Raw genomic sequence first — 19,990 nt, 5'->3', positions numbered from 1 at the left:
CTGCGGACTCTACCGCAACCGGCGCAGGACTGAACCCTGGCGGGATCAGCTACGGGTTACCGCAAGCTAGTTGGAAATCTGCAGATCAATACTCGATTGTCCGTACTTCTTGCCACCGACGTCTTCCATCGTCAACTGCAATCGATACTTCCCAGCGGGAAGCTGTTTTGGCAAGTGCATTTGATAGGCGATGTAGTAGTCGCGAAGGTAATTCGATGACACCTGACGATCGGCGGGCAACAACTGACTGACAACCTTTTGATTGTTAGCATCAAAAATGTCGTAGCTACCTTGCATCTCGGTCACGTACTCATCGCCGGTCCTCTCGGCGGAAAAGTTTTCGATCTCGCAGTACAAAATGACCTGCTGGCCCGCGTCAAAGCGATTCGACTTGAATGGCTTGATCTGTCCGTAGGATTCGATTTCGCTGCAAAAAGAAACCGATCGAACTTCCAACGAATCCGTCGCCGCGGCGGCAAACTGAGTCGCTTGTCGCAGTTGCGGCAGCGCCGTTGTGATGCGACGACTGGCAACGGGGTGACCACTGGGGTCAACCATCGTCCACAATCCAAGCAGTTGATGTCGCAGAAATTCTTGTTCGGATTCCGACATTCCCTCGATCTTCTTGACGGCTGAATCAACGTCACCCGATAAAACCATCAGGTGCCGAAGTTTGATCAAACGGCTCGATCGCTGCGATTCACTTTCACCCTGTGGGGCAGTCGAAAGCTGTTTGACCAGAGCTTGATAGAGTTGTTCGTCACTAAGCGAATTGGCGTCGGGCGAGATAGTATGACTTGGCGTTGCACCGGATGGCGACGCCGAAACGCCGGATTCGGGAGCCGCTCTGGCAATCATGTCATCCGCCATTCCACTAGGACGACTTGCCGATGCAGGCTGAACGCTGTTTTCATTTGGATCGCTAGCCAAATCTCCGACCGAAGTAACGATCGGCGGCGTTGACGTCGCAAGATCGCTTGAATCGTCGGCTTGCAAGTCGTAGTCGTTGGCCCGGCTGGGTTCCTGGACACCGGTCGCAAGATTCGAGACTCGGTTGGTCATGGCCGCAATCTTTTGCTGCGCCGCTTTTTGTTGTTGAACCAACAAGTCGCGACCCGAAGGCTGCTGTTTTGCTGCCAACTTTTCTACTGCGGGTTCGTCGGCCTGCTTCTTCTGGTGCGGACGGGATTGGTCGGCCACCGTGACAACGGACGAAGAACGTCGAGGTTTGGATTCTTGTGGCGTTCCCAAACGTGTTGCCGGCACGTCGGCGGCAGCATTCTTTGCCGGGGGAAGCTTCGGTAGGTTTCGAGCTTGCTTCTGAAGTTCCGAATCAAAACCCGACGGCTGTTCAGTTTTCTTCGCGGATTTTGATGTGGCCGCTACTAATCGTCGTAGTGCTTCTCGTTGAACTTCAGGTGGATAGTCAGCAAAGGCGTCCAACAGATCACTGTGTTGCGGATCGACGGCGTCATCCTGAACCTTTGTTCGTTGTGATGCTAAGCGTTCGACTTGCGGGCTGGGACGAGCGGTTTTTGCTGTCCGGCTGCTGTCTCGACTCAGATTCTCCCGACTCACTGGATCACGCCGAACAATGTCCTGCTGCAGCGTCCTACGTTTGGAGACAGACGTGTTGCGAGTCTTGGTCGATGGCGGACGATTGGCTGCAACAGTTCTGCTGTTTGGTGAGGTGTTCTGACGTGGGCCGGCTTCCACCGGTTCGGCGGTCATCGTTATTTCGGTCCCACCAAGACTAGTCTTTGATGGAGCACCACCGATCTCGGACGAGGGCCTCGGACGCGACGTTGCCAAACGCTGTTGCGGCGGATCAACATTCAGAAGATCGCCATCCGTTTCTTGCGTCACTTTCGGTGTCACCTTGGCGAAACGTCCAAACGGCTTGGTACCGCGACATCCGGATACGATGAACGCCGCAGCGATTAAAGCTGAAATCGTTGTCCATCGTTGACTTTGAGAGTGCATCCTTGCCTCTGTTTTATTGAGCGTACAGTTACGCCAGACCGTCGAAATGGTACGCCAGACCGTCGAAATGGTACGCCAGACCGTCGAAATGGTACGCCAGACCGTCGAAATGGTACGCCAGACCGTCGAAATGGTACGCCAGACCGTCGAAATGGCACGCGAGACCGTCGAAACGGGCCATCGCGTTTCTGATTCTCCGCGTGATATTCCCGGGACGGTACAAAATCAGCGGTTCTGATCACAACACCAAAACGATCTATCGCCAGCAACAGTGTTTTTCCGACACTTCATCGAAATCGGCAACTTCGATCGCTACCTAACCCAGACACACAGAAAACTTTACTTAAACAACAGAGTCCGAAAGCCCGATGACTGGATTACGTGCAGCTAGCACCGACATCCGTTTCATCGCGGTTCCGCACTCTGAAGTCGCCTTTACCATGCCTCAAAGCACGCCATCACCGCGTCAACCGGAAAAGCGATCATCCCGAATGATTGTCGTGGATGATAATGTGCGCTGCATCGGTGGACACTTCTACGAGCTTTCAAACTTGTTGATGACGGGTGCCAAAAAGGTTGGGTACGACCCCATGCTGGCAACCCACGAAACATTTGATTCAGCACAAGCTCGCACGACGTTTCCGATTGTGCCAATCTTTCAAACCCGTCGTCTGCTTCGATGGTCCATGGGCGTTGATGGCGAGTCAACGGTCGCTCGCTCGCTGACTGGAATGCCTTCAGATCGGAGTCCCTGGAACCGAGTCGTCCAGTCCTTTCGCGATTCCTGCGTTCCACCGTCAAAGCGTCCATCGCGGATGCTGGAAACTTGGAAGGACAACTTCCTGAGTCTCGTCGAACGAATCAAGCCGACGTCAAATGATCGGTTGCTAATCAGCACCGGTGATGACTTTTTGATGCTGGCACTTGCGTCAGCGCTTCAACAAGCAAAACTGCCAAGCCTGCGCATCGACATCATTCTGCACTTTGCTTTGACGACCGATGATCAGCCCGACAAACAAGAACGCCTAAAACAAATCGGGCGTCAGACTCGCCAAGCGATCAAATTGATGGGGCCTCACGACGTCCACCTGCACGCAACAACGACTTCGCTGGCACAGCAGTGGCGGCAATCTAACGTTGGAACACCCATCAGCGTCATTCCCTACCCGACTCGGACACGCCCGCACTTAGAAAAGCAAATTGCCGCTGAACCGGAATCCAATTGCAAGAAACCACTGAAGCTTGTCTTGGCCGGACTTCCTAGAGCAGAGAAGGGCAGGGAATCGATTCATGATTTCTTGCTGGACGTGCAGGCAATGCACTTGAACAATCACGACTATCAAGTGTCGATGCAGATGCCACCTCAAAAATGGGAATCGATGATCCCATCCACGTTGCATGGTTGCTATCGCAAGGCAATGAACGGGTCGGCGAATTCGCCGCTTGAAGTCATGACATCGGATCTATCGACGGACGACTATCACCGCTGGCTCGACACCGCTGACGTGGGACTGTTTCTGTACGAACCGCAACGCTACAAGGCTCGATGCAGCGGCGTGCTATTAGAAATGCTCGGCCGCGGCGTTCCGGTGATCGTTCCCGACAATTGTTGGTTAGCCGAGCAAGTCCGCAAAGCCGGCGGTCACCGCAGCATCGGCTTCATCTACCAAGACCGAAGCGAAATCCCCGACTTGATGCGCCAATTCAAAAAGCACCGCCCCGCAATGATGGAACGGGCATCGGCGTACGCAAAAAAACTGCAGCAACAGCACGACGCCGTCAACACGCTGCGAGTCATGGGACTGGCATCCGATCACCTGGCCCCCGATCACCTGGCACCCGATCACCAAACGCGAAACGTGGCCTAGTGGTCTGTCACAGCTTAATTTTAGGGTAGTGGATCTTGTTAAAGATCCTATCGCGAGAGGATCTTTAACAAGATCCACTACGGCACACCCTAATTCTTAGCTGAGACAAGCCACTAGTGTTTCGTGTCTGCTAAATGTTCGAGTGTTAAGTAGTTGAGTAGGCCGGAACAAGGAGTCTTCGACGCAGTTCCGGCAATCCACACTGAGTCCAACCAATGGGGCATCCATCTTCTGTGGATCTCCGTGTCTCGGTGGTTTGTTGCCGGTTGTAATTCTACACAAACCCCGCGCACACTTCCGTCGGATGAGCCATAAATAACCACGGATGGCTTTCGCAGAACCACGGATGTTTTGCGGCGATTTCTTGTGAAGGCTTTTGCACGGGAAACGCAGAGCAATTGGTGCTGGATGGTTTGTTTTGTGTTCCGTTCGACTCCACCGAGCGCCCCGCTTATCGCGCCCACGACCGAGCATGGTGAGGACCACGCAGCTACATTCGTTTGATCAGTCACCATCGAGCGACAACGTCTCGGTCGTGTCCAGTTCAGGGCTACCGCCACGTCCTCCGCTGCCGGCAACGGTGTACAGTCGATTTTCCCAACTGGCGATACCGGTGCCATGACGGCCGCGATCAAAACGCGACATCAGACTCCATTTCCCGGTTTCAGTGTTCAGTGCATGGACTTCGTTGTGAGCGGTTCGCTGAAGCATGCTTTCGCCACCGGCCACCAATAGATCTGAACCAAGGACAAACGAAAAACAACCGGCTCGGGGAATCGGCAGATTACTGGACTCCGGTAACGTCCGCCACTTCTGTGTCTCGATCTCGTAAACGTCCACCTCTTGAATCGTCAAATCAAACACTTGCTTGGTGGAAGCGGACGACCGACGTCCTCCGGCTGCGTAAATTTCACCATCGATCACCGCGGCCTGAAAATGGTCTCTCGAACGCGGTGCATCGGGCAGTTTTTCCCAAGTTTGGTTTTCCAAATCAAAGCGATCCAGCCACGGCACCCATCCATCCCAATGCCCATTCTGAATTCCGCTGACCAAGTACAGGTATCCACCGTGAATCACGGATCCCGCGCCACCACGTCGCCGGCTTTCAGGGATTTCGGCACCCCAAGTCCACTGATCAGCCGCAGGTTCGTAAATCAAAATCCGATCCAATGACACCTCGCGAGGGTAAGCACCTGTCATCGCGCCCGCGATCAGAATCTTGTTATCCCAGACGACCGGTTGGAAGTGATGAATTTCCATCGGAGGCCGCGATCCTTTGGTCCAAGTACCCGTTGCCGGATCAAAGATGTCAACGGGTTTCACTTTGCGTCCACCCAGCAAATAAAACCGACCGCCGCATTCCACAAACGCTGCTTCGTGTCGTTTATCAGGAAGGTTGGTTGTTTCCAATGGCGTCCAATTCTGCACACCTTCACCCGTAGGCTCAGCACCATCGCTGTTGCAGGAAATGACCACTGCGAAAAGCAGGGAAATGCACCCGAGCAATACCTTCCTCAAAAACGCGATCATGAAAGACTCTCAAGAACAAGTTTGGCAACCGAATTGGCAACGTCGGTCGTGGAAGAAGATCCACCGATATCGGGTGTTCGCACTTCACCCTGTTCCAGCAGCTTTGCGACCGCGTTTTCAAGCGTCACCGCTGCGTCTAAACAGATTTTGTTGTCATGCTTATCACCAAGCCAATCCAACATCATGGATGCCGACAAAATTGTTGCCAGCGGATTAGCGACATTTTTGCCAGCCAATTGCGGCGCGGTTCCGTGTGATGGTTGAAAAAGCCCATGCTCTTCACCAATTTCCGCCGACGGACCCAAGCCCAAACCACCGACCAAGCCAGCACCCAAGTCCGACAAAATATCGCCAAACTGATTCTCCATCACCAAGACATCAAAGTCCCAAGGATTCTGGACCATGTACAAACTCATGGCGTCCACGTAGACCGCATTGGAATCGATGTCGGGATACTTTTCAGCGACGTCCATGAATACATCACGAAAAAATGCCATACTGCGGAACACGTTCGCTTTGTCAACACACGTGACCATCTTCTTCCCGTCACTCGGACGCCCGTTACGTCGCTGCGCAAGCCGAAATGCAAAATCGGAAACTTGCGACGTCCCTTTGCGAGTGATCACCATCGTGTCGGTCACCACTTCGTCCGCGACTCGGCTACCGCCACCAAAGGACGCGAACAGCCCTTCCAAGTTTTCTCGAATGACGATGAAATCGATTCCCGGTCCGGTGTCTTTCAATACGCAAGGTGCGTTCGGATACAGCTTGACTGGCCGTATCGCCGAATGAACTTTCAACGCTCGCCTCAGCCCCACCATCATGGTCGGCTGCACCTCGGTACCGTCGGGTGAACGGACATCGGGCAACCCGATCGCAGATAACAAGACTGCGTCAGCGGCCAAGCAATCTTCCAGCACCGCGGCGGGCAACGTCTCACCCGTTTCGCGGTAGAGCTGTGCACCGGCGTGATGTGACGTGAAGGTCAAGTCCAAGCCATCAATCGCTTTCACCATCGCATCGAGAACAATGCGAGTCGCGTCCATGCACTCTGGGCCAATACCATCACCGGGAAGCAAAGCAATTTTGTAGGAAGTCATCATCAGGTTCGTTAAAAATGAAAAGTTGAAAGTTAAAACAAAAGCAAAAAGACGAAACAAACATCAACCAGGAAAACGTTGATTCAGTTCTGTCACGTCTGCGTCGGTCAGGTAGCGAGTCTTTTCTTGGCGGAGCATCAAAAACAGTTTGGCTGTTTCCTCCAGTTCCTCCGTGGAGGCCACGGCCGCATCCAAACTTTTGCCAGCGACAACCGGCCCGTGGTTGGACAACAACACGGCTCGCGAAGCTTTGGCGGCTTGTTCAACCGCACCGGCCAACCGCTCATCGCCCGGTGCAAAGTAGGGCACCACCGGCAACGTCCCGACTCGCATCACATAGTAAGCCGTGATCGGCGGTAGTGCATTGGACCGATCGACATTTTCCAAGCAAGACACCGCGACACTGTGAGTCGAATGCAGATGAACGATCGATTGTTCGTCGGGCCGCGATTGGTACATCGAATGATGCAGGAATGCTTCCTTGGATGGTTTGTCGCCCGAAATCAAATGCCCCGTGTTGCTGATCTTTGAAATACGTTCCGGATCCAGTCGCCCTAGGCATGAATTGGTGGGCGTAATCAGCATGCCATCGGGCACGCGGACACTGATGTTGCCAGAACTGCCCGCCGTCAGTCCGCGATTAAAGATCGACTGACCGTGCATGGCAATACGTTCTCGCAGTTCTTGCTCGTTCACGCCAACATCTCCAAAGCGACTGCAAAGAAATTCTCGCCACCAAAGTTGCCTGACTTCAGTGCCAATGCCAGACCGGGTTCAACGCCCACCGTTTCGGTCCAAGGAACCCCCGCACAAATCTCTGGTCCAATTCTCAGTTTTTGAATTCCCAACTCTCGCACGATCGCGCCCGAGGTCTCGCCGCCCGCCAACACCAGTTGCCGAAATCCCAGATCACTTACAAGCGTTTTGGCAACGCAGGCGAGCAGTTTTTCGATCGCGTTCGCAACCTGTCCAGAGCCATATTGCTGCTGCAGCGTTACGACCTGCTGCGGACTGGAAGTTGACGTCACCAGCAACGTATCGTCCGGCTTGGTCGCGGTCGCCCAAGCGATCACACGATCGAATTCTGCGGCGGGATTTTCCATCAGGGCCTCGACATCCACTGACCAAATTTCGCACCGTCCTCGCATCCATTTGACTTGGCCTTGAGTCGCCGGCGAACAGCTTCCCGCCAAAATCAATTTCCGTCCCTTCGCAGTTGGCAAGCAAGTCTTCGATTCACCGACCGCCAAAACACCCGCACTGCGATACGCCGATGGTAAGTAGCGTGCCAACCCCGAACCGCCGGTGATCAATGGCATCGCGGCGACGGCTTCGGCCAACGTTGCCAGGTGATCGTCATGGCAACAATCTGTCACCACAAACGACACCCCTTCATCCGCCAGTTCGGACATCTTTTCCAGACACGCCTGAGACGATTCACCGATCGATTCGTGCGAAAGCAAACCAACCGAACGCTTTGACTGTCGGCCCAACACGCGCAGCAAATTGGAATCGGTCATCGGATTCAGCGGATGATCTTGCAAACCCGATTCACTAAGCAGTTTGTCGCCAACAAACAAATGCCCCTGGTAAACCGTCCGACCCGCACCGGGAAACGCCGGACAAAAGATCGTTTGCTTGACGCCCAACTCATCCATCAACGCTTCCGCCACCGGACCAATGTTCCCCTGATCGGTGGAGTCAAACGTCGAACAATACTTAAAGTAAAACCGCGACGCCCCCAGTCCAGCAAGCCAACGAAGTGCCGCCAGCGATTGATCAATCGCGTCCGCTTTGTCGATTGAACGAGATTTCAGTGCGACGACGACCGCGTCAACATCTTCTAATCCAGCAACGTCTTCCTTTGCCGGAACGCCCATCACTTGCACTACACGCATGCCGCCTTGCGTCAGATTCGTCGCCAGGTCGGTTGCACCGGTCACATCATCGGCAATGCAGCCAAGCACAGGTCGTCTATCCAGTTGAGTCTGTTGATCACTCATCGGTGTTGAACACTCCCTTGCGATGTTCGTTCGATTGCAATCGCGCGAACTGGTGATCCATCGCCACCCATTATCTTCAGTGGCAAAGCAATAAATTCCACTTCGCTCGTTCGCAACTGATCCAGGTTTGCGAGTCCTTCGACGATCAGCACGTTGCCGCGGAACAAAGTCTGATGCACGTCCGTCAATTCTTGCATGTTGTTGACATCGGCAACCGATGGCGGCTCGACACCGATCATGGCGACCTTGTGTTCGACCAACCACTCTGCCAGTTCAAGCGAAATCCGTGGTAGCTGATCGCGATACGCCGGCGTGCCAAATCGTTTGTACCAATCGGTGCGAAACAGCAAACGAGATCCCGGCTTGATCGAATCCGCTAGGTCGCCCAAGTCATCCACCGTGATCAATTGACGCGGCGATGCGGGAGCAAGATTAATGACGATCGCTGGCCCCACGCAAACACTTAAATCTTGCTGGTCCAAAGTTTGCCCGTCGCTCAAGAAATGAAAGGGCGCATCCATGTGAGTGCCGCAGTGCGAATACAACGACAACGTCGTCGCGTTCCAGCCTTCGACTTCCAATCGTTTCGCAGTCGTCACCTGCACGCCGGGCATGTCGCCGTTGATCGGCAGACTCAAATCAATCACTCGCATTAGGTGTTGACCTCCCCGTCAGTGTTGGCGATTTCAATCCCGATCCCCCGAACCGGAACTCGTGACTGGGCCGATTGATAAACCGCCTCCACCACCGCCAGCGATTTCAAGTATTCCCGCCCGCTGGTTTCAAATTCGCGTTCTTCTTGCAAGCTGTCGATGAAGTGCTTTTGAGTGTGATAAACACAATCACCAGCGAACGCGTGATCTTGGAATTCGTAGTCAATCGCCTGTTCGGGTTCACCAAGCCGCTGCAACGTCAGCCGACCAGTTGCGTCCAAACGAATGCTGCCACCGTTGCCTTCGACAACAGCTTCCCCAAACGTCAGCCTTGGGTTTTCCGCGTTGGTTTCGTTGAAGCGGTTGCCATCCCAAACACCCGAAGCACCTGATTCAAATTCAAACATGATCGTCGCCGCATCTTCACCCACGATGTCGGGATTCCACCGATTCAGCGATGCGTAAACGCCGTTGATCTCGCCCACCAGATACCGAAACGTATCAATAAAATGCACGCCGGTTTCAAACACCATCAAACGAGGCATCGTACGAAAGTAGGGCTGACGTCCCAAGTAAGCATCCGGTTGCCAACCGTCGCCCATGCGACAGCGAAACGAAATGCCATGCAAACGATCACCAATCGCACCGCAATCGATTTGCCGTCGGATCTCGCGGTGCCAACGTTGAAAGCGAAAATTTTCGTGGACCATTAAACGGCTGCCGGACGCCTCGGCAACCTCAACAATTTCTTTTGCTTCTTCAAACGTTGGTGCCAAAGCCTTTTGACAAATGATCGCGATACCACGCTGGGCCGCTTGCGTGACCAAGGACAAGTGTGAATCGGGTCCAGTCACGATGTCGACAAAATCGGGCTGCTCGCGATCGAGCATTTCCGCAAAGTCGGTGTAGTGATTTGCGATCGCGTATTGCTTGGCAGCCTGTCCGGCGACGTCTTCGCTGGCATCACACACGGCAACCAAGTCAACGTTGTCTAAACGCGACCAGGCATCAAAATGGAATTGGCTGAAATAACCCGCGCCGACCAAGACGCCTTTCTTCTTACTCACGTCGATCGATTCCTCTATCCCTTGTCCATTCCAAAATTGACATACAACAACACCATGATGACGGTAACGATCATCGACACAAACAACGCCAAGCGTACTTTCATCGCCGCCGGTGAAGCTTCCTTTAACTGCCGCTGAGGATTCATCATCAACCACGCCAACATCGCCAGGATGTTAATCATCGCTGCGAACAAAAAGAATGAATTCGCGGTTCCGCTGATTGGTGCAATGACTGGGATCGTGACATTGGCAACGAAGAATGGGAAGGCGACCGCACTGACGGCCGCACCCATGTTGCCAACCATGTTCATGGCCGCCGAAACCGAGCCTGAACGCGATCCGCCGATATCCATGCAAAACGCCCAACTGGGACTCAGCGTCATTTCAACGCCAAACGTCGCCAATGCAAAACTTGCAATGAAAACCCAAACCGAGGTCTCGCCCGTCACCTGAGTGCAAAGCAACAGACCGATCGCCCCCAACAAAAATCCAATCATCGCCGGCAAACGGCGCGACATCACCGGCATCCCGCGACGATGCAAAAACGTGACTGCGTATCCCGACACCCACAATGCGACCGCGCCGCAAAGCAGCGGGAACGCGGACAGATACCCGTACTGTTCTCCCCAGGTGTTGACCAAGTACGGTCGCAACCAAGTGATGCTGATAAAGAACGTGATATTGCTGGCCGCGTATTGGAACATCGCCAACAACACATTCGCTGATGTCACAATTTGAATGTACGGCAATTTAGACTCGGTCGCCGCTTCTTCGGCAATGCCTTGTTGGATCAGTTGGACTTCGGATTCATTGACGGCCGAGTGCATCGCCGGATCGTCGCGATACCAAACCCACCAGACCGCTCCCCAGACCAAACCGATGCCAGCGTTGGCGACGAAGGTCATTCGCCAACCGATCAAATCGATCAGCCACGGCATCACGACCAACGAAGCTGCGGCACCGACGCGAGCCCCTGAGTGAAAGATGCCTTGGCCGAGTCCGCGTTCCTTCGCTGGCAACCAACTGTAAAGAGCTCGCGTGGCACCCGGGTAGGCGCCGGCTTCCCCCATGCCAAACAAAAAACGTACGACCAGCAAACCAACGGCGGTGAAAACAGCGCCCGTCATCGCCGTAAAGATGCTCCAGATGATCACCACGATCGTCAGTGCCCGTCGCGGCCCGGCACGATCACTGAACAGCCCCGCGGGAATCTGAAACAGTGCATAGCCAATCGCAAAGATGCCAAACACATACCCCATCATCTGGTCATTCAAACCAACGATATCGTCCTGCATCGCGTCCTTGGCCGCCGAAATGCAAACGCGATCCATGTAGGTGTTCACAGTGTGCAGGAACAGCAGGAACACCAACAAAAATCGCTGGCGGGTGGCGGCGGTGTGATTCATTGAATGAATAATCGCGGAAGAGTACTTAGGCTGGCATTCGCCGAAATCCAATGGCGTAGATACTAACCGAAAACCAGCACCGGCGGGTGATCAACGACCAATCAAGTAGCTGTGCCGCATGAAAAGCTGATGTAGGCCGGAACAAGCGAAGCGCAGTTCCGGCAATCCCAACGTAGGATCATGCAATTGCCGGAACTGCGCTTCGCTTGTTCCGGCCTACAAGACCGCGTTCCCAAACCGTTCTACCTACGCCCCGGATCGTCGACCGAGTACGCTTCGACCTCGAAAGGATTATCTCGGTACCCGTCGCGGCCGCGTAGATAAAGATAGACCGACGCAAGCAGATACGCAGGAACGAACGCGATTCCCCATCGCTCGTATTGACGCACATGAACACGTTCGTGTTTGCGCGTGATGTCCAATGCGGCCTGAGTTTGACCTAGCACGACGTGGCCGATAGTGATCGCCATCGCGGGAACATACAAACGCTGCAGAACACCGGCGACTCGCTTGCCGTGAATTTCAACGACGCCATCGACCAGCCGAAACTTGCCACCCAACAACAACCCGATCGCGATCGCCATCAGCGTCCATGGCGAAACCCAAACGTAAAAAAACGATCGTAAAATCACTCGAATCAAAACACGTCTCTCCGTTCGAACCGAGAACAGCCTAGACGGAAGCGTAGGTTGACCCGACGCTTCTTTCCAGGCTGTTACTGACTTTGTCAAATGTAGCTGATCCTGCTTGGACCGGCATTGGCTCGACTGAACCCTGGCGGGATCAGCTACGAGCAGGTCGCAACCAATTTAGACCAATTCTTCTTCGTGCGATTCTTCTGAAACTTCTTCTTCAGCACCATCGAATTCTTCGCACACCAAACCAAGTGAATCTGCTTGGTCTTCGCTCAGTTGAACGTAGCCGAGACCGCGAATGACTTCCAAGACTTCGCTGCAGGTTGGGAACATGCGTCCCGAATCTTGCTTGTAATCGTCCATCGCTCGCATGAATTCAATTTCAGCGTCGTTGTAATCACGTTCGCAGGTCGTTGGATCGATGTGGCGACGACGTTGCTTTTTGCGGCGTGGGTTCTTCATCACGCCAGTGTCCAAAGCTTCGGGATTGCCGTCGCGTCGTTCGCTAGAACTTCCGCGGCGATCAAGTGTTACAACCTCTTCATTAACCAGGGCATCAACAGTCGAGAAATCTTCTTTGGTGAATTTTGCCATAGCAATATCGTTCCTAGTGGATCGGTAGGAGAGTGACTGTGACGCGAGGTGAGCCCCCCCGAGCTAACGAAAAACAAGTCCGCGTCACAGACTCAGGTGTGGAAGGGTGGCAAAAAAACTTAGCACCCTGGTTAGGCAAACTTGAGCAATTTCGGCGAGTTTCCTGGTAAGAGAACCCGTGCGGGTGGGGCAAAACGGCCGGTGAGTCTGGTTGTGCGGATTGGCCTGACATTTACTGGCCGGATCTTGGTATGTCAGGACATCGCATCGACTGACGTTCCCCCCCAAAAACGAGAGTCCCCAACAATGGGCATCCCTTTTTCAGCGAAAACACAGCTTGCCTCGATCACCGAAGTCCTGCAAACCGTTGCTGGACCGCTGGACATGAACGTCTCGGTCCGCCTTTGGGACGGCAGCGTCGTGCCACTGGGCGAAAACGCTGACGGGAAACTAACCATCGGTTTATCCGGTCCCGGCGTCATCGGATCGCTGATGCGAAAACCGTCGCTGGAAACCTTGGTCAGACTCTACGCGACCGGACACATCGATTTTGATGGCGGCGACCTGATCGAATTCAGCGAAGCGTTTCGGACCGAACGATCCAACCGTCAAGAACTCAAAAAGATCAGCAAGAGCATGCTGGTCAAAAAGACGCTGCCGTTTATGTTCGCGAAAACAAAAATGGCCGACGTCAATCATGGCTTTGACACCGAGAAGTCCGGCGACATGATCGGCCGCAGCGAAAAAGATCGCAACAACACCGACTACATCCAATTTCATTACGACGTCGGAAACGATTTCTACAAGTTGTTCCTCGATGAAGAGATGCAATACACCTGCGGCTACTTCACCAATTGGAACAACTCATTGGCCCAGGCCCAGCAAGATAAGCTGGACATGATCTGCCGCAAACTTAGACTCGAACCTGGCGAACGGATGCTAGACATCGGTTGCGGTTGGGGTGGACTGATTTGTCACGCAGCAAAGAACTATGGCGTCAAGGCTCACGGCGTAACGCTGTCCCAAGAACAACATGACTTTGCCAAAGCCAAGATCGAGCGACTTGGTTTAACCGATCAAGTCAGCGTCGAAATTTGTGACTACGCTGACCATCAAGGAACGTACGACAAGATCAGCAGCATCGGCATGTCCGAACACATTGGCGCGGCGAATTACCCGCGTTACTTCAATAAGATCAATTCGATGCTGCGTGACCGCGGCATCATGCTGAACCACGCGATCGCTCGCCGATCCAAAGCGACCAAGCGAGCCGCCGCCCGGATTCGTCCTGAACGCAAATTCATTTTGAAGTACATCTTCCCCGGCTCGGAACTGACGCCCGTCGGCACGACAACCGACCAAATGGAAAACAGCGGCTTCGAAGTCCACGACGTCGAATCATGGCGTGAACACTACGCTCATACCACACGTTTCTGGTGTCAAAACCTGCACGCCAACAAAGAGAAGGCAATCGAGCTGGTCGGTCCCGAACGATACAACTTGTGGGCCGCGTACTTGGCCGGAGCCTCCGGCGGATTCACCGCCGGCTCGATCAAACTATTCCAAGTCGTCGCCACCAAACGAGCCGGCAAGGGCCTCTCAGGAATGCCACCCACACGCGAACACCTGTATCGGGCAGCCTAGGCAACCAAAGCACCTGATAAGATCCGCATCTGTTTTTGCCTTTCGATGAGCGATGAATCGACTGCTATGAGGACGTGACACGGCGACGACAAAAGTCCAGTTCGTCGCCGGACAATTCGCCTGGCGGTGTCTGGTCGTACTGCAGAAGTTCTGGGTAGGGGCCCGTCGACCAGCAACGCTGGAAGACTTGTTGTAAATCTAGTGCGATATCTTTGTCATCGCTGGCCAACGGAACGCTGATTTTGGGGATCGGTTGCTGAAGTGCAAAGCCGTACAACTCGCAGCGTGTTGGGAAGTTCCGCGTCACACTAACTAAGTAACGTCGGCTGGGCAGATCATCGAGTCGATGCTCAGGAATCCTCGGGACCGGAGCGCCACCGCGCAAAAGATCAATTTCGACAAGGTTGGTTTGCGCCATCCACAATTCATCTTGCTTGTTCAAGTAGGAAGTGCGTCCGGCACCCGGCCGTTTGTTATCCGGGCTCAGCACTTCGATCGCTGTGACAACTTGATTGCCAGCGGCCGGTTCGATGATTTGCAGGTAGGGTTGGCGAACCTCTTCGCGAAACATCTCCACGACCAACGGAGCGTCGGCGACGGCAGTTCTGACCGATCCGCTCTGTGGGGAACCTGTTTCGATGATCGATACATCAGGTTGTATCGGCCGATCATGCTCGACAACGAACAGACGATCCTGCGTTAATGCGACATACCTGGGACGAAGATGTTGTTGCAGAGCTTCACGAATGTAAGCGATCAGGCTGTCATGGAAATCGGGCCAGATCGCCGGTCGTTCAAGATACGGGTCCATTCCGGGAAAGGGGCATTGCATCGCTGGCTAAATCCTTGACCTGAAAACGCGGGAATCTGTCACCAGCTAATTGTAGTGCAAATCGATCCCTTCGACGTCATCGATCGAGATGTGCGTGGCAGAACTAAGTCATTCGTCAATCGCCACTCGCAATTCTTTGACAAACGTTGCTGCGGCTTGCACTTTCGCGTCCTGCGTTTCGGCTGCTGCGATTCGTCGGACCAATGCCGAACCGACGATCAACCCATCGGCGACCGGTGCCAACTGCTTGGCCGTTTCAGCACTGCTGATTCCGAAGCCGATGCAGATTGGCAATTCGGTTTGTTCGCGAAGCCAGCCGACGTTATCGACCAAGTCCGTTGGCAACGCCGTTCGTTCGCCCGTGATCCCGGTAACCGAAACGTAGTACAGAAAACCAGACGACAATTCGGCGATACGGACTTGGCGATCTCGAGTCGTTGTTGGCGTGACCAATTGGATCAAGCTGAAATCTTCGCCCGCACAGATTTTGGACATCTCCGCCGCTTCTTCGACCAACAAGTCAGGCACAATCGCGCCGGCGTAACCCGCGGCTTTCGCTTGAGCAATGTACTTGGCCAAGCCAACTCGGTAGATGATCGCGTAGCTAACCATCGTGACCAGCGGCGTTGCTACTTCGCTTTTCAGCTCGCTGCCCATCTCGAAAATCTCTTGCAGCTTGAACTTGCGGTCGAGCGCCCGCTGATACGAAGCCTGAATCACTGGCCCATCCGCAATGGGATCGCTGTAGGGCACACCGACCTCACACAAATCTGCTCCCGCGTCACCGATCGCTCGAATGATCGCACCGGTCGTGGCGATGTCGGGATCGCCAGCGGTCAAGAAAGGCATCAAGGCTTTCTTGTTCTTTGATCGCAGGTCGGAAAAGAGTTGGTCAATCGATGACATAAGGGCGGCGGCTAAACAGAGGAGGGCAGGGCGGGGGATTCTTTTAGTTGGGCTTCTATTTTGGTCGCAATCAACAACATTTGGAAGATCTGACCCAGAACACGAGTATCAATCGTTGGCAACTCGATCGTTAGGGTCGGCTGCTTTGCGAGACGGTCAGCTTGATTGGTCGAACAGATCGACGCGGTCATCTTATCAACAAGACTCTCGTCACCCAATTCGACCAGATCATATCTCGGATTCCAAGCAACCCAATTCGTGACGACCGCAGAATCAATCGTCGCACCACTGTTAACGCGGGGACGCAGGGATTGATACCAACCCGGCAACCAATCCAGCGACGATGGCCAAGCCTGAAAACGGCGACCAACGATGCCCTCGTTAGCTAGTAAATGATGGTTAGCCAGTAAATGATGGATCGCCACAAATTGCAGCACCACGTTCTCTTCCAGCGACGATGATTTGAAATGCTCGTTCATCATCACGGCACCTTCAAGCAACTTGATGCAGTCCAGCCCCAACATTGCCGACGGCAACAACGAAAGCGCCGAAAGCGTTCGCTTGGCTGAGCCAAATCCAGCCGGAATTTCAAACACGTTTTCACAACCAAGCGATCTCGCTTGCTGATCCAACCAGCCGCCCGGCGTCACAACGCTGAAAAGAAAACGTTTTGGATCGGATAGCTCGCTTAGCAGTACTTGGTACGCCAAGCGAGATTCCTCCTTAAGTTTCCCCGACGTTTCGCCCGCCGAATCCATCACCAGCAGTGCCCAGCGGGATTCGGCGGGTGAGTCGCGGAAATCGCGTTGACTGAGTCGATGCATTAGCGCCGCCAAGTCATCGTTATCGAACGTGTCGCCGGCAAAATACATTCGAGGCCGACTGCCACGATCGGCTCGCGACAATTCATTGTGATAGGGATCGCAGCAAGATCGAAAAATCCCGCGTGCCGCCGCCGTCGCTTCCGCCGAACCGACCACCACCACCGCGTCGATGTGGTCGTTCAAGCCCGTGCCAACATCAAACACGCGGCCCAGCGGCGATGCTTCTCGTTCTGCTTGATAGGCCTCGTACTGCTGCATCGGCAGATCGAAGAAATGATTTTCGCTGGACTGCACCTCTGCAAGAAAATCATCGCGCAGTCGATCCATCGTCGGCGCAATGGCTGACATCTGGTCTTGGCAGACGCCAAAATCAGGATCGATGCTGCCGGATGTATCAAGCGTTATCAAGGACATTAAATTCAGGAGAATTCGAGGGGGCGTTATCATCGAAAGTCTTGACGACTTCCGCTACCGGCCACCTGCGCTGTAAATTCCAGGCGTATTCACCCAACGCCGTGAAGGGATTCTAAATTGTTTAACCGCGTGGGCATCGCCCCGCGCGTTCGAGGCCAGCACGACGCGCGGGGCGATGCCCACGCGGCTTAACGAGCTATTCCGTGTTTTCCGGGACCAAAACTCTTCACGGCGTTGGTATTCACCCATGACCACAAATCCAGAGACTCCAAGCCGTGACTGTTCGCCGAAAACCTGTTGTTTTGATCGTCCGTGATGGCTGGGGCGAAAACCCCAACCACGATGCCGACGCCTCCAACGCGATCGTTCAAGCCAAGACGCCCGTTTCAGATCAGCTAATGAGCGATTATCCCAACACGCTGATCAAGACATCAGGCGAAGATGTTGGCTTGCCAGCGGGCGTGATGGGGAACAGCGAAGTCGGTCACCAAAATATCGGTGCAGGGCGTATCGTCGATCAAGAGGTGATGCGAATCACCCGAGCAATCCGTGATCGTTCGTTTTTCACCAACCCCACAATCACCGCAGCCGTCGCCCACGTCAAACAGACCGGTGGAACGCTGCACGTGCTGGGATTGATGTCGGATGGTCGCGTTCACAGCGACATCGAACACGCCTACGCCTTTATCGAAGTCGCCAAGGATGCTGGGCTGGGTCGTGACGGGTTGGCGATCCACGCGATCACCGACGGTCGCGATACCTCGCCGACCAGCGGTGTTGATTTTGTCGGACGCGTCGAAAAGAAGTGCGAAGAAATTGGTGCCGGGCATGTCGCCAGCGTGATCGGCCGCTTCTTTGCCATGGACCGCGACTTTCGCTGGGACCGAGTGCAAAAGGCTTATGACTTGCTGACCAAAGGATCCGAACGCAAAGCTGCATCGGCAACGGCAGCGATCCAAGATTATTACGACAACCCCACCACGCCCTCGGTTACTGGCGATGAGTTTGTGGAACCGACGACGATTCACCCATCGTTGGTCAAAGCGGGCGATGCGGTCATCTTTATGAATTACCGCGGCGACCGGCCTCGTGAACTGACCAAGGCCTTCGTTTATGACGATGCAGAATGGTCAGCGATCCAGGGCGGCGGCTTTGACCGTGGTGGCAAGATCGACAACTTGTACTTTGCCACCATGGCGGGCTACGAAACCGGCTTGCCCGTCCACGTGATCTTTGAAAAGCCAGCCAAGATGCCAAACATCTTGGGCGAATACATCAGCTCGCTTGGTCTGCATCAATTCCGCTGTGCGGAAACCGAAAAGTACCCGCACGTCACCTTCTTCTTTAACGACTATCGCGACGACCCGTTCAGCGAAGAAGAACGTGGCATGGCGCAATCACCGCGAGACGTATCGACCTACGATCAAAAGCCTGAAATGTCCGCCGCTGATGTCACCGCAAAAACGTTAGCCGAAATTGAAAAGGGCGAAGCCGATTTGATCGTCGTCAACTTTGCCAACGGCGACATGGTCGGCCACACCGGCGTGTTGGCAGCCGCGGTTTCCGCCGTCGAAACCGTCGATGCGTGCGTTGGAAAAATCGTCGAAGCAACCCTAGCCAAAGGTGGATCATTAGTCGTCACCGCCGACCACGGCAATTGCGAACAAATGATTGATCCGGTCAGCGGCGGTCCTCACACCGCCCATACGACTTTTGATGTTCCACTGATCGTTGTCGAACCCGATCTGGACGGCAAAACGCTTCGTGGCGGCGGAAGGCTGGCCGACGTCGCGCCCACACTGCTATCGCTAATGGGGTTAGAAAAACCGTCGGAGATGACGGGCGAATCGTTGATCTAATTTTGCGTGATCCTGTTGCAGGGCCATGACTTCTTGCCTACGGTCGACATCCTCAAAAGATGGTTGGAAGACTACCGCCGCAACTTCAGGCGAGCGAGCGTGCCAAGCTAATCCGCATGCGCCGTCGAACCCACGTCAACGATTGACCCCCAAAGTGTGATCGCTCATTCGCAGCGAACACACTTTTATTATGCGCAGTCGGCGCATTCAGTCCGCGTGGTTGCACCACCCACACGAACCCTTCTCCAAAACCCTCAACAATTCGGCAAAAGCCCTTTCAAAGCACCGATATCCCTACAGTGATAATTCGGCAAAAACTACGACCGTAATTCAGTCGGTAACACCTGTCCCCATTTGGCCCTTTTGTTCATTAGGACTCGGAAAAGGGGAAAGAGTAATTCATCAATTTCATAAGCCTTTTCAAGTTTGACCATGGCAGTGTTTTTCTGTACCTGTGCCCTGAAACCCGAAACCCGAGTCTGACCCCACGCGAAGCGTCCCCTGCCCCGAGTAAAGCGAGTTACGGCAGGGCTGCAAAACGCCGTCGAAACCAAGGTGTCTGAAACCGAATTGGCTGTTCTAAAATTTTTTTGTCGTTAATTTTTTTGTCTAAATCTCCATCCGAATCGGGATTGATTTTCAGCTTAAAAACCCTACAAGCAGCAACTCCTC

17 protein-coding genes are annotated in these 19,990 nt (G+C 54.1%); 4 read left to right on the top strand and 13 right to left on the bottom strand.

Going from position 1 to position 19,990, the window contains the following annotated elements; all coding sequences use genetic code 11:
• Positions 1 to 66: 66 nt before the first annotated feature.
• The gene (locus RC85_RS11145; protein ID WP_068262471.1) at positions 67 to 1,983 is read right to left on the bottom strand and encodes a hypothetical protein; all 1,917 of its coding nucleotides are present in this window, start codon (positions 1,981 to 1,983) and stop codon (positions 67 to 69) included.
• 46 nt (positions 1,984 to 2,029) lie between these two features.
• Between RC85_RS11145 and RC85_RS26805 the strand changes: the two genes are divergently transcribed.
• A complete protein-coding gene (locus tag RC85_RS26805; protein WP_149752780.1) occupies positions 2,030 to 2,221 on the top strand; it encodes a hypothetical protein in 192 nt (63 codons plus the stop codon).
• A 130-nt stretch (positions 2,222 to 2,351) separates the two neighbouring features.
• Positions 2,352 to 3,851: a glycosyltransferase family protein gene (locus tag RC85_RS11140; protein WP_068262468.1), complete on the top strand. Its 1,500-nt coding sequence runs from the start codon at positions 2,352 to 2,354 to the stop codon at positions 3,849 to 3,851.
• Positions 3,852 to 4,355: 504 nt separating this feature from the next.
• Here RC85_RS11140 and RC85_RS11135 read toward each other — a convergent pair.
• The 9 genes from RC85_RS11135 to RC85_RS11095 all read right to left on the bottom strand — a co-directional run bounded on the left by RC85_RS11135 (position 4,356) and on the right by RC85_RS11095 (position 12,839).
• The gene (locus RC85_RS11135; RefSeq protein ID WP_068262465.1) at positions 4,356 to 5,381 is read right to left on the bottom strand and encodes a Kelch repeat-containing protein; all 1,026 of its coding nucleotides are present in this window, start codon (positions 5,379 to 5,381) and stop codon (positions 4,356 to 4,358) included.
• Entirely contained in the window at positions 5,378 to 6,481 is a 1,104-nt protein-coding gene (locus RC85_RS11130) for an isocitrate/isopropylmalate dehydrogenase family protein (protein ID WP_068262523.1), read from the bottom strand. The genes RC85_RS11135 and RC85_RS11130 overlap by 4 nt, the downstream gene beginning before the upstream one ends.
• Positions 6,482 to 6,544: 63 nt before the next feature.
• Entirely contained in the window at positions 6,545 to 7,177 is a 633-nt protein-coding gene (otnC, locus tag RC85_RS11125) for a 3-oxo-tetronate 4-phosphate decarboxylase (RefSeq protein ID WP_068262462.1), read from the bottom strand.
• On the bottom strand, positions 7,174 to 8,484 hold the full coding sequence (gene otnK / locus RC85_RS11120; protein WP_068262459.1) for a 3-oxo-tetronate kinase: 1,311 nt from the start codon (positions 8,482 to 8,484) through the stop codon (positions 7,174 to 7,176). The genes otnC and otnK overlap by 4 nt, the downstream gene beginning before the upstream one ends.
• Entirely contained in the window at positions 8,481 to 9,137 is a 657-nt protein-coding gene (locus RC85_RS11115) for a cyclase family protein (protein ID WP_068262456.1), read from the bottom strand. Before RC85_RS11115 ends, otnK begins: the two co-directional genes overlap by 4 nt.
• Entirely contained in the window at positions 9,137 to 10,204 is a 1,068-nt protein-coding gene (locus tag RC85_RS11110) for a Gfo/Idh/MocA family protein (RefSeq protein WP_068262453.1), read from the bottom strand. Before RC85_RS11110 ends, RC85_RS11115 begins: the two co-directional genes overlap by 1 nt.
• 14 nt (positions 10,205 to 10,218) lie before the next feature.
• The gene (locus RC85_RS11105; protein WP_084422565.1) at positions 10,219 to 11,610 is read right to left on the bottom strand and encodes an MFS transporter; all 1,392 of its coding nucleotides are present in this window, start codon (positions 11,608 to 11,610) and stop codon (positions 10,219 to 10,221) included.
• Positions 11,611 to 11,852: 242 nt separating this feature from the next.
• Positions 11,853 to 12,242, bottom strand: a complete 390-nt coding sequence (locus tag RC85_RS11100) for a hypothetical protein (RefSeq protein ID WP_338060578.1) — start codon at positions 12,240 to 12,242, stop codon at positions 11,853 to 11,855.
• Positions 12,243 to 12,419: 177 nt separating this feature from the next.
• Positions 12,420 to 12,839: a hypothetical protein gene (locus tag RC85_RS11095; RefSeq protein ID WP_068262450.1), complete on the bottom strand. Its 420-nt coding sequence runs from the start codon at positions 12,837 to 12,839 to the stop codon at positions 12,420 to 12,422.
• 306 nt (positions 12,840 to 13,145) lie between these two features.
• Here RC85_RS11095 and RC85_RS11090 point away from each other — a divergent pair, with 306 nt between their 5' ends.
• A complete protein-coding gene (locus tag RC85_RS11090) occupies positions 13,146 to 14,483 on the top strand; it encodes an SAM-dependent methyltransferase (RefSeq protein ID WP_068262447.1) in 1,338 nt (445 codons plus the stop codon).
• 64 nt (positions 14,484 to 14,547) lie between these two features.
• Here RC85_RS11090 and RC85_RS11085 read toward each other — a convergent pair whose 3' ends face one another.
• From RC85_RS11085 to RC85_RS11075, 3 genes are all read right to left on the bottom strand, one after another.
• Positions 14,548 to 15,315, bottom strand: a complete 768-nt coding sequence (locus RC85_RS11085; protein WP_068262445.1) for a DUF4058 family protein — start codon at positions 15,313 to 15,315, stop codon at positions 14,548 to 14,550.
• A 108-nt stretch (positions 15,316 to 15,423) separates the two neighbouring features.
• The gene (gene trpA / locus RC85_RS11080) at positions 15,424 to 16,221 is read right to left on the bottom strand and encodes a tryptophan synthase subunit alpha (protein ID WP_068262442.1); all 798 of its coding nucleotides are present in this window, start codon (positions 16,219 to 16,221) and stop codon (positions 15,424 to 15,426) included.
• 11 nt (positions 16,222 to 16,232) lie between these two features.
• Positions 16,233 to 17,459, bottom strand: coding sequence for a hypothetical protein (locus tag RC85_RS11075; protein WP_068262440.1), 1,227 nt, complete (start codon positions 17,457 to 17,459; stop codon positions 16,233 to 16,235).
• A gap of 275 nt (positions 17,460 to 17,734) precedes the next feature.
• Between RC85_RS11075 and gpmI the strand changes: the two genes are divergently transcribed.
• A complete protein-coding gene (gene gpmI, locus RC85_RS11070; RefSeq protein WP_068262437.1) occupies positions 17,735 to 19,318 on the top strand; it encodes a 2,3-bisphosphoglycerate-independent phosphoglycerate mutase in 1,584 nt (527 codons plus the stop codon).
• Positions 19,319 to 19,990: the final 672 nt, after the last annotated feature.

This window comes from Rubripirellula obstinata (genome assembly GCF_001642955.1).
Taxonomy (GTDB): Bacteria; Planctomycetota; Planctomycetia; order Pirellulales; family Pirellulaceae; genus Rubripirellula; species Rubripirellula obstinata.
Note: the sequence above shows the minus strand (reverse complement) of the source record. Positions and strands in the feature narration are given on the sequence as shown.

What these genes read in the sequence shown, in the direction of transcription:
- RC85_RS11145 (WP_068262471.1), bottom strand. Translation starts at nt 1,983, where the DNA reads ATGCACTCTCAAAGTCAACGATGGACAACGATTTCAGCTTTAATCGCT.
- RC85_RS26805 (WP_149752780.1), top strand. Translation starts at nt 2,030, where the DNA reads ATGGTACGCCAGACCGTCGAAATGGTACGCCAGACCGTCGAAATGGTA.
- RC85_RS11140 (WP_068262468.1), top strand. Translation starts at nt 2,352, where the DNA reads ATGACTGGATTACGTGCAGCTAGCACCGACATCCGTTTCATCGCGGTT.
- RC85_RS11135 (WP_068262465.1), bottom strand. Translation starts at nt 5,381, where the DNA reads ATGATCGCGTTTTTGAGGAAGGTATTGCTCGGGTGCATTTCCCTGCTT.
- RC85_RS11130 (WP_068262523.1), bottom strand. Translation starts at nt 6,481, where the DNA reads ATGACTTCCTACAAAATTGCTTTGCTTCCCGGTGATGGTATTGGCCCA.
- otnK (WP_068262459.1), bottom strand. Translation starts at nt 8,484, where the DNA reads ATGAGTGATCAACAGACTCAACTGGATAGACGACCTGTGCTTGGCTGC.
- RC85_RS11115 (WP_068262456.1), bottom strand. Translation starts at nt 9,137, where the DNA reads ATGCGAGTGATTGATTTGAGTCTGCCGATCAACGGCGACATGCCCGGC.
- RC85_RS11105 (WP_084422565.1), bottom strand. Translation starts at nt 11,610, where the DNA reads ATGAATCACACCGCCGCCACCCGCCAGCGATTTTTGTTGGTGTTCCTG.
- RC85_RS11095 (WP_068262450.1), bottom strand. Translation starts at nt 12,839, where the DNA reads ATGGCAAAATTCACCAAAGAAGATTTCTCGACTGTTGATGCCCTGGTT.
- RC85_RS11090 (WP_068262447.1), top strand. Translation starts at nt 13,146, where the DNA reads ATGGGCATCCCTTTTTCAGCGAAAACACAGCTTGCCTCGATCACCGAA.
- RC85_RS11085 (WP_068262445.1), bottom strand. Translation starts at nt 15,315, where the DNA reads ATGCAATGCCCCTTTCCCGGAATGGACCCGTATCTTGAACGACCGGCG.
- trpA (WP_068262442.1), bottom strand. Translation starts at nt 16,221, where the DNA reads ATGTCATCGATTGACCAACTCTTTTCCGACCTGCGATCAAAGAACAAG.
- RC85_RS11075 (WP_068262440.1), bottom strand. Translation starts at nt 17,459, where the DNA reads ATGTCCTTGATAACGCTTGATACATCCGGCAGCATCGATCCTGATTTT.